Source organism: Macrococcus equipercicus, assembly GCF_004359525.2.
Taxonomy (GTDB): domain Bacteria; phylum Bacillota; class Bacilli; order Staphylococcales; family Staphylococcaceae; genus Macrococcus; species Macrococcus equipercicus.
In genome coordinates this window covers 71,768-86,662 of the sequence record NZ_SCWC02000001.1, presented here as the reverse complement: position 1 = coordinate 86,662, position 14,895 = coordinate 71,768, and the positions used below count along the sequence as shown (strand labels likewise).

The following is a 14,895-nucleotide window of genomic DNA, read 5'->3' as shown; positions in this document are numbered from 1 at the left end:
TAAGAACTCACTGAATTGCAAAAGAGCGGAGGAATAATTATGGAGTATGAAGTCATCAATATATGCACCGGTAAAATCAAAACCGAAATTTTCGGCTCGAACCGTCCTAAAAAGACAGCTGTCTCTAAATATCCTATCCAGCAGCCGACGTTCCTGTCTTTTCTCGGGCTTGAAGGCGATGAACATGCGTACCAGGGTCACGGCGGCCCGAACAAAGCAATCTGCCTTTACGACAAGCTGGACTATGATATGTGGCGGCCTTATATTCAAGACATGCCGGAATATGCCATGTTCGGTGAGAACATTACAACTATCGGACTGACGAAAGACCAGCTTGCCATCGGCGATCAGTTCAAATTCGGTGAAGCAGTCATTCAAATCACTGAAGGACGCGGCCCGTGCAACACCATCGCAAAGAAGTATGATGTCCCTGACCTCGTCAAGCTCATGAGTGCCGCCCATGCAACCGGCTGTTACTTCAGAGTGCTGCAGGAAGGCATCGTTACACCAGACAGCCGACTTGAGCTGCTGGAGAAACATCCAGCGCAGTTTACACTGAACGCATTCAATGCACTTAAATATACGGATAAGAAGAACAAGGCACTGCTCGAAAAGGCACTGACTGTAGATGCACTGCCTGAAGAACATCAGCTCAAATTCACAAAGCAGCTGCAGAAGCTTACCGGGCGGATAAATTATTAGCCGATTAAACAGCCGCCTCCATCTTCATTAAATCAATAAATGCCTTGACCTGCGGCAGAGCCAGCACATCATTCTCATAACTGATATACGTCTCCCGCAGCAGCTGATGATGATTGACTTCAAGCAGCTCCACTTCAAACTGCTCACTGTCAATATCACCGATGACAATCTCAGGCAGCACAGTGACACCCACCCCTGACAGCAGCAGCTCCTTGCACGTTGCAATCTGATCGGTCTTAATCTGCGGGGCATAAGTTTGATTGAACTGCTCGGTATACCACAGTTCAATCTCCTTCAGATAGACGGGGTCCGCCTGGAATTCAATCATCGGTAATGTCTGCAGCTGGTTTTTCTTTGCCTTCGGATAAATGAAATAATGTTTATCCGTGAGCAGTACGTCATTATTCATGTTCATGATCTTCATACCGCGGATAACTGAGATATGAAAATCATGTCGATTTGCCATAATCCGGCTGCTTGAACCGACCTGCAGCTGGATTTTCACTTCTGGATACAGTTCTACATAATGTCCAAGTACGCGTGGCAGTATCGTGTGCCCGATCAATGACGATACACCGATAGACAGCTTGCCGTTGACAATTCCTTCAGAAGACTGAATCATTTCCTTCAAGTTGGTCTCTTCTTTCAGCATTTTACGGGCATGCTGAAGAATAATCTCTCCGTTCGTTGTCACAATCAGCTTTTTCTTTGTCCGGATGAAAATATCAGTCCCCCATTCCCGCTCAATGGATTTCAGGCGCTGACTGACAGCCGGCTGGGAGATGTAAAGTGTATCAGCAGCTTTTCTTAATGTTTCCTCATCCGCCAGCGCTACAAGCAGGCGGTAGTCATCGATTTTCATTAATAACCTCATTTCCATAGAACAGCACAGTGTTACGCGTCACTACTTCACGCACAATGGCTGGTTCCAGCTGTTTGATTACTGCTATTTCATCTATTATAACAGATAACATTCCAGGAATATCAGTCGCTTCAAAACCTGCATGCGGCCATGGCCCGTCCGTTTCAAACATCAGCTGACTAAGCGGCGCTGCAGTCAGCACACGCCTTGTCTTGTCATTCCACAAAACGTCCGGTGTTACACTGACCATGTAACCGGACTGGATGACAAGCCGGATGACGTCGTCACTTGCCTTAAACCAGTGGAAGTGCGCTCGTGTCACTCCATGTTTCTGCAGTAGATCCACTGCAGTTCCTGCATCTTCATAAACCGCATGAAGAACGACTGGTAGGTCATAGCGCTTCGCTATGATGATCATTCTTTCCAAAAGATAGACATAACGGCTCATATCGTGCACTTTACCTGCCCGGTTCAAATAGTGCGGCAGACCGACTTCACCAATCGCTGAGAGTGACTCATGATGTTCAGTTAGCCACTGCTCAAGCGCACCCAGTTCTTCATCATCAGGAAGCTCCTGTTCCGGATGAAATCCAGCCGCTATTTGAATGGCAGGAGCTTGCTGCTTCAACCTCAGCAGCTTAACCGCACTATCCAAGTTCATGCTGACCGCAATAACACTGTCTAATTTCCCGTCGTCCAGCTTATTTAAAATAGTATTAATATCCTCAGTATCAAACTGTTCAAGATGAATATGACTATCTATCATAATATCCTCCTACTTTCCAGCCAGCTTAACTTCTTTATCATGTCATTAATGATTACCCGATAATAGTAGTACACATTGTTTTACATATAAAAATTGAGGTATAGAACACTAACAAATCATTTAAATGAGGTGTCATAATGGATAAATTTGAAAAGATTGATCAGGAGATTAAAGGCTATACTCAGGATAAACAGCCCGGTAGTGAGCGCGATATGAATCCACGTCCGATTGCTGAAGATGACGACTATAAGGCCGGCGGTAAGCTGACAGGCAAAATCGCTTTAATTACAGGCGGCGATTCTGGTATCGGCCGTGCCGTAGCGATTCTTTACGCTAAAGAAGGCGCTGATGTTGCTATCGGTTACTACGACGAGACAGCTGATGCTGAAGATACCGTAAAACGTCTTGAAGAGCTCGGTGCTAAAGCGAAGGCTTACGCATTTGATTTAAAGGACGTTGAGCAGTGCAGAAAATTAGTGTCGGATGTAGTGACTGACTTCGGCGGGCTGAACATTGTTGTCAATAACGGCGGGGTTCAGTTCCCGCAGGAAGATTTTCTGGCGATTACGCCTGAACAGATTCAGACGACGTTCTCGACTAATATTTTCGGAATGATGTATGTCTCGCAGGCTGCCATTCCTCATCTGTCTGCAGGTGACACCATTATCAACACAAGCAGCGTGACCGCTTACCGCGGCTCTGAGTCACTTATTGATTACTCAGCGACAAAAGGTGCTATCACAGCGTTCACCCGCTCTTTGGCACAGAATTTGGCACCGAAGAAAATCCGTGTGAACAGTGTCGCGCCGGGTCCTATATATACCCCGTTGATTCCTGCTACATTCCCTGCTGAAAAAGTAGAGAAGCATGGACAGGAAACAGCGATGGAACGCCGTGGTCAGCCTAGTGAAAATGCTCCAGCCTATGTTTTCCTTGCCTCTCAGGATTCTACTTACATTACGGGTCAGGCTATTCACATTAACGGCGGAGATTATCTTTCAAGCTAAATCATCTTGACTGTTAATATAGAATTAAAATAACACCGTCCGGCTACTCGCCTGACGGTGTTATTTGTTGTCTGCAGTAATCGATTGTCTTCTTGAAAGTCTCAAAATCCTGCTGAATGATAGTCATAATATAGTGCGCTGTCTGATAGGCTGAATCATACTGCTTTTTTGTAATGCTGCCTTTTTTCAGCGCAAACTTCAAGTCCGCTTCATCTACAAGCTCATATTCTCCAGTCGGCAATACAAGGACATCCAGAAATAAGTCGTTCGCCCGCGCTTCACCGAGTTCAATGAAATTGTGATCATTGACGTCAATATAGTACTGAACTGGGCGGCCGTAGTTGTCATACATCGCTGTAATGCTGTAAAGTTTGTCTTTCGGCAGCAGCTGCAGCCACTGGTAACCTGCGTCTGCCACTGTAATACACTTTCCTACTACTTCAACTTGTAAGGGAGATTTGACTTTCTGCATTGTCACAAGACCGACGATTCCATCAAACCGCGTGTCTTCCAGTCGTATTTCCTTGTAGTCACGTCTTTGCAATCTACGCCAATGCCTTTTATCGATATATTTTATCTTCAAGTCGCCCAACTCCTCACAAATCATTATATAAAAATAAACAAGTTGAAGAAATACTTAATTTCAACTTGTTTATAATTATACTTATTTAAGCTTCATCTGAACGATAATGGTCTTTCCCTTTCAGGAAGAACGCCAGGATGAATGCGAGCAGACTGAAGGCAGTAGCTAACCAGAAAGCATCTGTAATACCATTCACTGTTGCCAGCTGCTGCAATTTGCCCATTAAGACCTGGATTCCTGCTGTGCTTGAGCCGAGTGACTGGCCAAGCTGATTCAGCTGAGTCGCAGTCGACGGCAATGTTTTATCCATTGCGTTAGTCATATCACCGATATGAGCAGTCGTCTGCTGCGTCATCACCGTTACAAGGACTGCTGTACCGATTGAACCGGCAAGCTGACGTACTGTGTTACTGATCGCATTACCATGAGGAATCATACGCCCAGGCAGTGCGTTCATACCTGCTGTCATAATCGGCATCATAATGAATGACATACCGAATGAACGCAGAATGTAAATACCAAGAATCGTTCTATAAGATGTATCAAGATTAATACGTGTCAATTCCCATGTTGCATAAGTCATAATCGCCAGACCAAAGATGGCAAGTGGTTTAATACCATATTTGTCGAATAATCGTCCGGCAATCGGTCCCATAATACCCATCAATAGTGATCCAGGCAGTAATAACAGACCAGAATCAAGGGGTGAGAAACCGCGGATTGACTGCAAGTAGATCGGCAGCAGAATCATACCCCCGAATAAACTCATCGTTACAATGATGTTAATCAGTAATGGGAATGAGAAGCCGGAATACTTAAGAACATGTAAGTCCATCATCGGATTGTTCATCGATAGCTCTCTTGCCGTAAATGCTGCGATGAAAAGCAGTCCAATGATAATGGTTGAAACAACGACTGGTGAATCCCAGCCTTTGTTTCCTGCTTCACTAAAGCCGTATAAAACACTGCCGAAACCGAGTGTACTGAAGATAACACCTGGCACATCAAGTTTTGCTTTGAATGTCGGCTGCACAATCTTAAACCAGAACATACCAACGGCTAAAGAAATTAAACCGACTGCGAACATCCCGTAAAACATCACATTCCAGTGATAGCTCTGAATAACCCAGCCTGTCAATGTAGGACCGATCGCTGGTGCCAGGATGAAGGCGATACCCATCGTCCCCATCGCTGCCCCGCGTTTATCAGGCGGGAAGATCGTCATAAATACGTTTGTTCCAAGCGGCATTAATATCCCTGCGCCGACTGCCTGCACGACACGTCCGGTCATCATCATCGGGAAGTTGCCGGACATAGCACAGATCAATGAACCGATTGTAAAGAAAGTCATCGCTGATAAGAACAGCTGACGATAAGTAAACCGTTGAATCATGAATGCACTGATCGGTACAAGAATACCATTTACCAGCATAAACCCGGTAGTCAGCCACTGCGCAGTTGATGTTGAGACATTGAAGTCACTGATCATGACCGGCAGGGCGACGTTGATTAACGTCTGGTTAAGAATTGCGACGAACATCCCGATCATTAATGCCGTGACGATTTTGCCTGTCGTAATCCCTTTGCCTAACGTATGTGATGGTTTAGTCGCTTTATGATGAACCGCTTCTTTCTCAAGTTCTTCTTCATAAGGCTGCTCTACAACAAGGTCTTCTTGCTCATCATTGTTATAAAGATCTGCATCTTCACGATGTGCTTCGCTGTTGTAAATCACTTCGTTGTCAGTGTGATGTTCAGGTCTTGGTGCTGGTTCTGGACGAACTGATCGTTCAGGTTGACGTTCATATGTTTCGTGTGTCTGAGTTGTCTCTACTTCGGGTTGGACCGCTTTTTTACCTCTGCGATTAAGCAGGAAGCGGTTCAATAGGAAGAAGATGACCAGTGACAGAAGGACATAGCCTATAATCATTGAGGTCATACAAAAACCTCCTTAGTTTTTATGAATGCGTACAGTTACATTCATTCCTGGAATAACGTCTAAAGATTTCTCTTTTGATAATTTGATTTTTACTGGAACGACTTGAGTGACTTTAGTGTAGTTAGCGTTACCGTTAGATGATGGTAGTACTGAGAAGCTTGAAGCAGTCGCTAAACCGATTTTATCTACTTCACCGTCAAGTGTTGTATCTTTGTAGCCGTCAACATAAACATCGACATCTTGTCCTTCTTGAATGCCGTCAAGTTCTGTTTCTTTAATGTTAGCTGTAACATATAAGTCATCCATATTATAAGCGTAAGCAACAGGAATGCCTGCTCCAACAAAACCATTTTCAGTTGCCTGTGTTTTAACGATTGTTCCATCTTGAGGCATAGTGATGTCCATTTTAGCTGGTTTACCATCTTGGCCCATACCTTCTACTGAACCGATCACTGAATCTTGAGAAACTTTGTCTCCCGCTTGCTTTTTAAAAGAAGTTAATTTACCTGCAACCGGGCTTGCGATTGAGATTTGTGTACCGTCGATCTTTGCATTGTCTGTTTTTACATAATTCGTTGCTTCATCATAGAAATGAAAAGCAGCAATACCGGCGATAGCCAGAATAACTAATGTAAGGATGTTGATTAAAAGTATTTTCTTCATTGTGATTCCTCCATTTAATTTTTTTCACATAAGCTATATTATAGTTCCCCTATGAAAACTTTCAACCAACAATATTTGTTTAAATGTCGGTTTTACTTTAAAATAATGCTAGCAGTGACAAATAAATTAATAAGAAAAGTGATTACTTATGAAAGATAAACATTTAATAATAGAAGCAGAATTTTTAAATTTGCTTGAAAAACATCGATTCAGAGAAATTACTATTAAGATGATATGTGAAGCGGCCCATATTAACCGCTCTACTTTCTACGCCTATTATTTAGACAAATATGATCTGCTGGACCGGATGATTGATACGCATCTGACAGCTATCGGTCAGTTTGTGGAACAGACTTCAAATGATATGCAGCATACAGAAGATATAAAACCTTTGGTTAAGAAATACTTTTTAAATCTCTGTCATTATATTTATGCTCATCAGCAGTTTTTTAAGACATTAATGACGGTCCATCCGGCACAGAACTTCACCCAGAAATTAATTGAAACGCTGCGCTCAAATTATTTGGCATCGATTGAAGCAAATAGCTCTTCTTTAAGAGAACCGAAATACTTCGTGAATTATACGCTCGGAGGACAGTTCGGCATTCTCTTCTTCTGGCTGCAAAATGACTGTTTGGAACCGCCAGAACTAATGGCAGACATCATTTACCACAATATTCTCCGCTCCAACAGATAATATTAAAATCTTGTAAATCGAATCAAAAGAAGTAACGATTCATGTATAATACAGATAACGAGCTGATGGAGGGGAAACATGAAGTATTTAAAAAGAACATTAGGCGTTACCGCAGTAGCTATGATGCTGTTATCAGATTATGCCCATGCTGCCGAACAGTTAAGAATCGGCACTATAAAGAGCAGTAATGCTGTCATTATTACAAACAAAACGATGATGGCAAAGAAAGTAGCAGGCGATTATGCAAATTACACATTATATGTTAACGATAAGGTGATGATTGAAGGTCAGCCTTACTATCGCGTGCAGACATCAGAAAATATCGATAATGCAATCGGTTATGTCAAAGCAGGCGATTTAACCATTCAACCTGTAAAAACAGTATCCCCTGCTCAGCAGACAGTGACATTTAAAACGACGACTAAATTTTACAGTTTCCCGGGCGGAACAGAGCGTCAGGTGATTGACCGTGCTGCCAAAGATGAATCGATGACGGTCGATGCTGCACTGAAAATCGGCAGCAGCACCTACTTGCACGGCACATTGGTCACAGGTGCCACCGGCTGGGTGGAGGCACCTGTCACAAAAGCTGAAGTCACTCCCCCTGTTCAGCCGCAGAAAAAAACTGAATCAACGGTGCAAGTAAAAGCAGCGGTCAAACCGACTGTGCCGGCACCACAGCCTACAGCACCACAACCAGCCAACCCCGCTGTGCCGGCACCAAAGTCTACAGCTTCAGCTGCTGTTACTCACACTACAGTCAATGCCACTCTGCAGGATGCTGTGAACCGTCAAATGCAGCTATCACCGAAACCGCAAGTTTCTGATGGTGTGAAATGGAAAAATGCTCCTACTGATTTAGTGAAACGTTATATAGATATTGAACCGTTAATCAATGATGCAGTCGGAAAATATCAGTTCCTTGTCCTTAACGAGCCGCAAGGTTTAACTGCTGATCAGCTGAACATCCTGCTCCAGGGCAAAGGGATTCTTGAAGGCCGCGGACAGGCGTTTAAAATCGCCAGCGAAAAATATCATATCAATGAAATTTATTTGATTTCGCATGCTTTTCTTGAAACGGCTGAAGGCCGAAGCAAACTCGCTAATGGTGTAACAGTTAAAGGTGAGCCGACCGGCAAACGCTTCTACAACATGTTCGGCGTCGGTGCATATGACCACAACGTATTGAAGTACGGCGCTCAGTACGCAGCCAACGTCGGCTGGGATACGCCTGAGAAAGCAATTATCGGTGGCGCTCAGTTTATTTCACAGGGCTATCTGTCAGAATCACAGAACACCCTTTATTCGATGCGCTGGAACCCGGCATCACCTGGAAACTCACAGTATGCGACTGATATAATATGGGCTTCTTCCAATGCGAGCTACATCGCAGGCTTTTACCAGCAGTTAGGGATTGAAGGCGGAAAATACCACTTCATCCATTACGCGAAATAACAGCTTATGACCGTTATATGAGTGCAGCTTCCTAGTCCATCTTTTATCATTACATCAGCTGCAGCAGTTTCTTGATTTTTTTGACAGAAGTCGTTTTGAGAAGAAACGAAGTTCTGCTAAACTGATGAAGTAAGAACATCATAATGACAATTTATGATATGGAGGTAGAGATGTTTATAGAAATTGACGGTCATCAAATTTACTACGAGATAATCGGTCAAGGGACACCCGTATTATGTCTCCATGGATACGGCGTCGATCACCGAATTATGAAACACCCTATAGAATCAGTTGTTGCTCAGACAGACTATGCTTATTCAAGAATTTATATCGATCTTCCCGGGATGGGTCGGTCAGAAGTAAACCCAGCCATCATTAATGCTGATGATATGCTGGATGTACTGATGAAATTCATTCGGAAAGTCATTAAGAAACAGCAGTTTCTTATCATCGGCAACTCGTATGGTGCCTATTTATCAAACGGCGTGAATTATAAGATGGACGGCTGTATTAACGGCATGTTTTTCTTCTGTCCTGTCATTATTGCTGACAGTGAGAAACGTAAGCTGCCTGTCCACCAGCATATTTTACTTGAGGATATCCAGCCTGATGATCATCAAAAAGAGTTCAAAGAATTTTTAAATACCAATGTCATCATTACGCGGAAAAACTGGCAGCGCTATCTGGATGAGTTAGTGACAGGCATGACACTTGCTGACAACGAATTTAAAAAGCGCTACTTTGATGATGGTTATTCTTTCAGTTTTGAACGTCAAATGCTTGCTGCCCGGCATGATTGCCCGATGACAGTGCTTGTAGGCAGACAGGATTCCACTGTAGGTTATGACGATGCCTATAATTTAGTGAAAGATAATGAGTCCGGCAGCTTTATTTTGTTAGATGAAGCAGGACATAATCTCCAGATTGATCAGCCAAAATTGTTCGATGCTCATTTACTGCATTTCTTCAAGATACATCAATAACAAGCTGTCACTATGGTGATGGCTTTTCTTTTGGCAGTGATTAAATTCTTTTATGAGGTGAAAGATGCTGCTCAAGACACGGTCTATTCCTCAGAAAATTCACTATTACAATGCTCTCCATAATCGTACTCCGTTATCTGACAACCAGCGTGAAGACTATCACACCCATTTTAAAGGTTACGAAGGAGAGAAACAGTTTATCAGACTGCTGAGTGAGTTTCCTGACGCAGTAGTGCTCTGGGATTTAACGTTCCGCTCTAAATATAAAGGAATGGCCCAGTTTGACATCATTGTCATACACGGGAATACAGTCACTCATTATGATATCAAGAACTATAAAGGGATATTCACTATGAATGACCGGCTGCTCGTCAATAGCTACGGCCGTAACTTCAAAAATCCAGATGACCAGTTATCTCGGGCTCATCATATTTTAGAAGACGTTATCGCTCAGTCCGGTGAACGTTATATAATTGAGAGTTACCTTGTTTTCATCAACGAGTACTTTCATCTGCGTAGCAACAATGACAATCCACGCTGGTTGTTCCGCAGTATGGTGCACAGTCACCTCAAAAAGTTCCGGGAGCCGAATTTATTAATTGAGGACAATAAGTCGCTCGGCAGTTACTTCCTGGCAGCTAATATGCCAGAGCTTGATTTTAACCCCATCGAACGCAGTGAGTTTTCTATGCAGATGAAAGGAATGAAATGTCTCCACTGTAACTACATGATCAAGGCAATCACCAGCCGGACAAAATATCATACATGTACTAACTGCGGCAGCTCAACTGCCATCAAGCGCATTACCTTTCACAATTTAAGAGACTTGTATCATTTGAAAGGAGACGCTTTTACAATCAATGAAGCAATGGAATGGTGCTGTGGAATAAGCCGTGCCTCTATTTCACGAGTTTTGGCTGAACACTTCAAGAAAACCGGATTGAGTAAAGCGACTAAGTATTATCTATAGAGAGTCGTTCCCTCTCACGTTTATCTTTTCTTGAGAGGCAAACGTTGTTCCCTCTCACGTTTATCTTTTCTTGAGAGGCAAACGTTGTTCCCTCTCACGTTTATCTTTTCTTGAGAGGCAAACGTCGTTCCGACTCGTTTTAAATAAAGAATCCCTTTCGTCGAGAAAGGGATTCTTTATTTATTCGACCCACCGGCCTTGTCTGAAGATAGGTTCGCACCGGTCATCTGCATAAACACCATCTATATCAAGTGATTCGCTTCCTATCATAAAGTCCACGTGAGTCAGACTGTCATTGATGCCGAGTGCGACCTGCTCTTCTATTGATTGATCTTCAGCACCATTTATCACTTCAGCAAATCCACTGCCGAGTGCGATATGACACGATGCATTCTCATCGAACAACGTATTGTAAAACAATAAGCCGCTTTCATAGATCGGTGAGTTGACCGGTACTAGCGCAATTTCGCCGAGACGTTTTGCGCCGTCATCAATCTCCAGTAAATTCTTCAAAGTTTCATAGCCTTCACCCGCTTCAAAATCAGTCACTACTCCGTCCTTGAAAGTCAGTTTGAACTGATCGACTATTTTACCGGATAAGCTGAGCGGCAGTGTATTTGATACATAGCCGTCCACACGTCTGAAGTCAGGTGTCGTATAGACTTCCTCGGTCGGCATATTGACGATAATCTCTGTCCCCTGCTTATTGACTTTTCCTGCCTTCAGCCAGTTACCGCCCTGATGAAGTCCGACTGTCAGATCAGTGCCGGGAGCTGTATAGTGAAGCTTGTCAAAGCCTTTCTCCGTCAGCCAATTGGCACGCTGGTTAAGATGTTCAATATGAGATTTCCATGCGGCAACAGGGTTCTCCTGATCAGCCCGGACCGCTTTAAATATAGCATCGAACAAGGCATTCTGTGCTGCTTCTCCGCTCAGTTCCGGAAAAACAATCTCTGCCCATTCAACAGATGGATAGGCGACAATACACCATGTCTGTCTGAAGTTACCGAAGCTGTCTGAAAGGCTTTCATGCGCTTTCATCATGACTTTTGCCCTGGCGTTGATCTTTTCCTCAGACTGATTTTTCAGCGCTTCCGGCGAAACACTTACAATGCTTAAAAGTGCTGCTTTTTCTTCTTCGTAGTATTTCAGTTCCTGCTTCAAATATTCAGGCACTTCCTGCAGTGTCTCAACTGACTGATAATCATATGTATATTTTGCCACTTCACTATCAGAATAATTGACGATGACTTTTTTGGCTCCTTGTTTATAGGCAGCTTCTACAACAGGTCTGACTAAAGGTGCGGTATTAATGTCTGACTCGATAACTAAAATTTCATTGTGCTGGATGTTCAATCCTATTTTAACAATGACATCTGCGTACTTCTTCAATAAATGATGCTGACTCATTCAAACATCCCCTCTCTTAATTTTCTGACTATTTAATCATACCGAACTCCCCGTTATTTTCCAACTGAATTAACATATAAAAAATAACCACCGCACGGGTGGCTATTTGACTACTTCAAGCTTTTCTCGATGTCATTGATTTGTTTTTGTGATAGTTTCTTTACAATCTCACCATCATTTGAATCTTTTTCGATGGCTTTCACTGCTTCAGCTGAATGGTAGTATTCCACAATTTTTTTGTAGTCTTTATTGTCTTTTTGGCTTGTTTTAGCAGCAATGACGTTGATGTATGGTTTAGCAGCTTCAGAATTCGGGTCTTCCAGATAAATAGGGTCATCTTTCGGATTTAAACCTGCTTTACCTGCTACACCGTTGTTAATGATTGACAGAGCGACGTCAGGCAGCACACGTGGTGTCTGCTGTGCATCGATTGCTTTGATTTTTAAGTTCAGTTTGTTTTCTGTGATTTTTGATGGGTCTCCGAATAATCCGAAGTCATCGGCTAACTTGATGACACCTGCTGATTCAAGCAGTCTTAATGCACGTGCCTGGTTTGTCACATCATTTGGAATTGCGATTGTATCGCCTTTTTTCAAGTCTTTAATATCTTTAATTTTATTTGAGTAAGCGCCAAGCGGTGCAAATACTGTTGTACCGATAACTGATAATTTTAAGTGATGGTCTTTTTTGAACTGATCTAAGAATGCGAAGTGCTGGAAGGCATTCAAGTCGATATCACCTTCGCTTAAAGCGTTGTTTGGTGCTGTATAATCCTGGAATTCAACTAACTTCACTTTAATGCCGTCCTTTGCCGCTTTCTTTTTAACAACATTCCATACTTTGCCATCGACACCAGTGACCCCGATTTTAATTGTTTTATCGTCCTTCTTGTTGCCGCATGCCGCTAATACAAGTAATGCACTTAATACGAGTAATAATAATCTTTTCATCAGTTGTTCTCTCCTTATAATCTGCCTGTATATATATTTGCAATCTTATTGCCGATAAACTGGGTGATCTGCACGAGGATGATGAGTATGAGTACAGTGACAAACATCACAGCCACGTCAAACCGCTGATAACCGTATGTAAATGCCAGATAACCGATACCGCCTGCGCCGACGAGTCCTGCCACTGCAGAAAACTCTATCAGTGAGACCGTTGTAAACGTCAGGCCGAGAATCAATGAGCCGGCCGCTTCCGGTACAAGCACTTTAAATAAAATGTCAAACTTGGATGATCCCATCGCTTCAGCCGCTTCGATGACGCCTTTATCCACCGAGATGATGTTGTTCTCAACAACACGGGCGATTGATAACGATGCTGCAAGCGTCATCGGGAAAATGGCCGCCCAGATACCGATCGTCGTCCCGACAAGAAATCTTGTGATCGGGATTAACGCGACTAAGAAGATAATGAACGGAATCGGCCGGATGGTATTGATGAAGAAGTTCAAAATGACATTGACCGCCTTATTTTCGAGTACATGACCCCGGCCTGTCGCGTAGAGAATGATACCGAGCGGCAGTCCGATGAGTACTGCCAGCACCAATGTAATGCTGACCATAATGAGCGTATTGATGGTCTCCTGAATAAGCACAGGATAAAACTCCGTTAAATCAGTTTTCAAAGCCATTGACCTCCTTAATTTGAATACCGTGACTGAGTAATGAATCAAGTGCTGCATAGATGCTGCTGTCACTGCCGACTGCTTCAATCAGTAAATTACCGAAAAGTTTATCGGTTAACTCAGTTATTCCGCCGTACAAAATATTGAAATCGACATTGAACTGTCTGCCGACTTGACTGAGCACCGGGCGCAGTATTTGCTGATGGTTGAAGATGAAGCGGTAAATTTTTCGGGCTCTGACATCGACTTCGCCCGGAATATCATCATTCAATACTGAATGCACAAAACGTTTTGTCGTCGGGTGAACAGGATTTGTGAACAACTCGAACACTTGATTCTGCTCAACGATTCTGCCCTTTTCCATGACGGCTACTTCGTCACAGATGCTTTTGACGACTTCCATTTCATGAGTGATCATCACAATCGTAATGTTCAGCTCATCGTTGATGCGTTTCAGCAGTCTCAATATTTCATCGGTTGTCTCAGGGTCCAGTGCAGAAGTGGCTTCGTCACAGAGCAGTATATCAGGATTAGTCGCCAGTGCTCTTGCGATACCGATACGCTGCTTCTGGCCGCCGGACAGCTGACTTGGATAATCGTGCTTCTTATCCTGCAGTCCGACGAACTGCAGCAGCTCGTCCACCCGCTTATCAATCTCAGCTTTCGAATATTTCTTTGTCAGCTTGAGCGGGTACTTGATGTTGTCTTCCACCGTCTTTGCACGGAACAAGTTAAACTGCTGGAAGATCATGCCGATGTTCTGACGACGTCTCCGTAGTAACTTCTGACTAAGGCGCGTGATATCCTCACCTTCAATAACGACTCGGCCGGACGTCGGTTTTTCCAGTTTGTTGATCAGCCTGACGAGTGTTGACTTACCCGCACCGGAATAGCCGACAATACCGAAGATCTGCCCTTTCTCAATGGTCAGTGAAACATCTCTCAATGCTTCGACCACACCTTTTTTCGTCTGGAACTGCTTGGTCACGTGCTCGATTTCAATAATTGCCATAATTCCCTCCCGAATATAAAAAAAACGACTTCTTAGCAAGCGCTAAAAAGTCGTTTTACGTCCCTTTATCTGCCAAGCTAAGCTTGATGGAATTAGCACAGTGCTCATAAATGAGTCCGCTGCTGAGATGTCATCGGGCCATATCCCTCAATCTCTCTTGATAATTTTTTTATTAAGTTAACTAAATTATTGCAGACGTCCATACAACCTGTCAAC

The 14,895-nt window shown here is 43.4% G+C and carries 15 protein-coding genes and 1 riboswitch; of the genes, 6 read left to right on the top strand and 9 right to left on the bottom strand.

What is annotated here, in order from left to right:
* Nucleotides 1-39 precede the first annotated feature (39 nt).
* Nucleotides 40-702 (top strand): MOSC domain-containing protein, encoded by a 663-nt coding sequence (locus ERX35_RS00435; protein ID WP_149457934.1) that lies wholly within the window; start codon nucleotides 40-42, stop codon nucleotides 700-702.
* Nucleotides 703-706: 4 nt separating this feature from the next.
* On the opposite strand, the gene ERX35_RS00430 is transcribed toward ERX35_RS00435, so the two are convergent.
* Both ERX35_RS00430 and ERX35_RS00425 read right to left on the bottom strand, forming a co-directional pair.
* A complete protein-coding gene (locus ERX35_RS00430) occupies nucleotides 707-1,564 on the bottom strand; it encodes a LysR family transcriptional regulator (RefSeq protein ID WP_149457933.1) in 858 nt (285 codons plus the stop codon).
* Nucleotides 1,551-2,330 carry a TatD family hydrolase gene (locus tag ERX35_RS00425; RefSeq protein WP_149457932.1) on the bottom strand — a complete coding sequence of 260 codons (780 nt, stop codon included), beginning with the start codon at nucleotides 2,328-2,330 and terminating at the stop codon, nucleotides 1,551-1,553. Before ERX35_RS00425 ends, ERX35_RS00430 begins: the two co-directional genes overlap by 14 nt.
* 137 nt (nucleotides 2,331-2,467) lie before the next feature.
* Between ERX35_RS00425 and ERX35_RS00420 the strand changes: the two genes are divergently transcribed.
* Nucleotides 2,468-3,337, top strand: a complete 870-nt coding sequence (locus ERX35_RS00420) for an SDR family oxidoreductase (protein WP_149457931.1) — start codon at nucleotides 2,468-2,470, stop codon at nucleotides 3,335-3,337.
* Nucleotides 3,338-3,380: 43 nt separating this feature from the next.
* Here the strand turns inward: ERX35_RS00420 and ERX35_RS00415 are convergent, their stop codons facing one another.
* The 3 genes from ERX35_RS00415 to ERX35_RS00405 all read right to left on the bottom strand — a co-directional run bounded on the left by ERX35_RS00415 (nucleotide 3,381) and on the right by ERX35_RS00405 (nucleotide 6,522).
* The gene (locus ERX35_RS00415; protein WP_149457930.1) at nucleotides 3,381-3,920 is read right to left on the bottom strand and encodes a ribonuclease FAU-1 family protein; all 540 of its coding nucleotides are present in this window, start codon (nucleotides 3,918-3,920) and stop codon (nucleotides 3,381-3,383) included.
* 85 nt (nucleotides 3,921-4,005) lie between these two features.
* Entirely contained in the window at nucleotides 4,006-5,859 is a 1,854-nt protein-coding gene (locus ERX35_RS00410) for a DHA2 family efflux MFS transporter permease subunit (protein ID WP_149457929.1), read from the bottom strand.
* A 12-nt stretch (nucleotides 5,860-5,871) separates the two neighbouring features.
* Nucleotides 5,872-6,522 carry a biotin/lipoyl-containing protein gene (locus ERX35_RS00405; protein WP_149457928.1) on the bottom strand — a complete coding sequence of 217 codons (651 nt, stop codon included), beginning with the start codon at nucleotides 6,520-6,522 and terminating at the stop codon, nucleotides 5,872-5,874.
* Nucleotides 6,523-6,670: 148 nt separating this feature from the next.
* Between ERX35_RS00405 and ERX35_RS00400 the strand changes: the two genes are divergently transcribed.
* The 4 genes from ERX35_RS00400 to ERX35_RS00385 all read left to right on the top strand — a co-directional run bounded on the left by ERX35_RS00400 (nucleotide 6,671) and on the right by ERX35_RS00385 (nucleotide 10,627).
* Nucleotides 6,671-7,219, top strand: a complete 549-nt coding sequence (locus ERX35_RS00400; RefSeq protein ID WP_149457927.1) for a TetR/AcrR family transcriptional regulator C-terminal domain-containing protein — start codon at nucleotides 6,671-6,673, stop codon at nucleotides 7,217-7,219.
* 78 nt (nucleotides 7,220-7,297) lie between these two features.
* Nucleotides 7,298-8,674 (top strand): N-acetylglucosaminidase, encoded by a 1,377-nt coding sequence (locus ERX35_RS00395; RefSeq protein ID WP_149457926.1) that lies wholly within the window; start codon nucleotides 7,298-7,300, stop codon nucleotides 8,672-8,674.
* Between the two features lie 170 nt (nucleotides 8,675-8,844).
* The gene (locus ERX35_RS00390; RefSeq protein ID WP_170234487.1) at nucleotides 8,845-9,657 is read left to right on the top strand and encodes an alpha/beta fold hydrolase; all 813 of its coding nucleotides are present in this window, start codon (nucleotides 8,845-8,847) and stop codon (nucleotides 9,655-9,657) included.
* A gap of 64 nt (nucleotides 9,658-9,721) precedes the next feature.
* Nucleotides 9,722-10,627, top strand: a complete 906-nt coding sequence (locus ERX35_RS00385) for a nuclease-related domain-containing protein (RefSeq protein ID WP_149457924.1) — start codon at nucleotides 9,722-9,724, stop codon at nucleotides 10,625-10,627.
* 180 nt (nucleotides 10,628-10,807) lie between these two features.
* On the opposite strand, the gene ERX35_RS00380 is transcribed toward ERX35_RS00385, so the two are convergent.
* The 4 genes from ERX35_RS00380 to ERX35_RS00365 form a co-directional block, all read right to left on the bottom strand.
* Complete coding sequence (locus ERX35_RS00380; protein WP_149457923.1) at nucleotides 10,808-12,037, bottom strand: aminopeptidase; 1,230 nt, start codon at nucleotides 12,035-12,037, stop codon at nucleotides 10,808-10,810.
* A gap of 110 nt (nucleotides 12,038-12,147) precedes the next feature.
* Complete coding sequence (locus tag ERX35_RS00375; RefSeq protein ID WP_149457922.1) at nucleotides 12,148-12,987, bottom strand: MetQ/NlpA family ABC transporter substrate-binding protein; 840 nt, start codon at nucleotides 12,985-12,987, stop codon at nucleotides 12,148-12,150.
* A 14-nt stretch (nucleotides 12,988-13,001) separates the two neighbouring features.
* Nucleotides 13,002-13,667 (bottom strand): methionine ABC transporter permease, encoded by a 666-nt coding sequence (locus ERX35_RS00370; protein WP_149457921.1) that lies wholly within the window; start codon nucleotides 13,665-13,667, stop codon nucleotides 13,002-13,004.
* Nucleotides 13,657-14,673 (bottom strand): methionine ABC transporter ATP-binding protein, encoded by a 1,017-nt coding sequence (locus tag ERX35_RS00365; protein ID WP_425463245.1) that lies wholly within the window; start codon nucleotides 14,671-14,673, stop codon nucleotides 13,657-13,659. Before ERX35_RS00365 ends, ERX35_RS00370 begins: the two co-directional genes overlap by 11 nt.
* 68 nt (nucleotides 14,674-14,741) lie before the next feature.
* A riboswitch (SAM riboswitch) is annotated at nucleotides 14,742-14,846 on the bottom strand.
* Nucleotides 14,847-14,895: the final 49 nt, after the last annotated feature.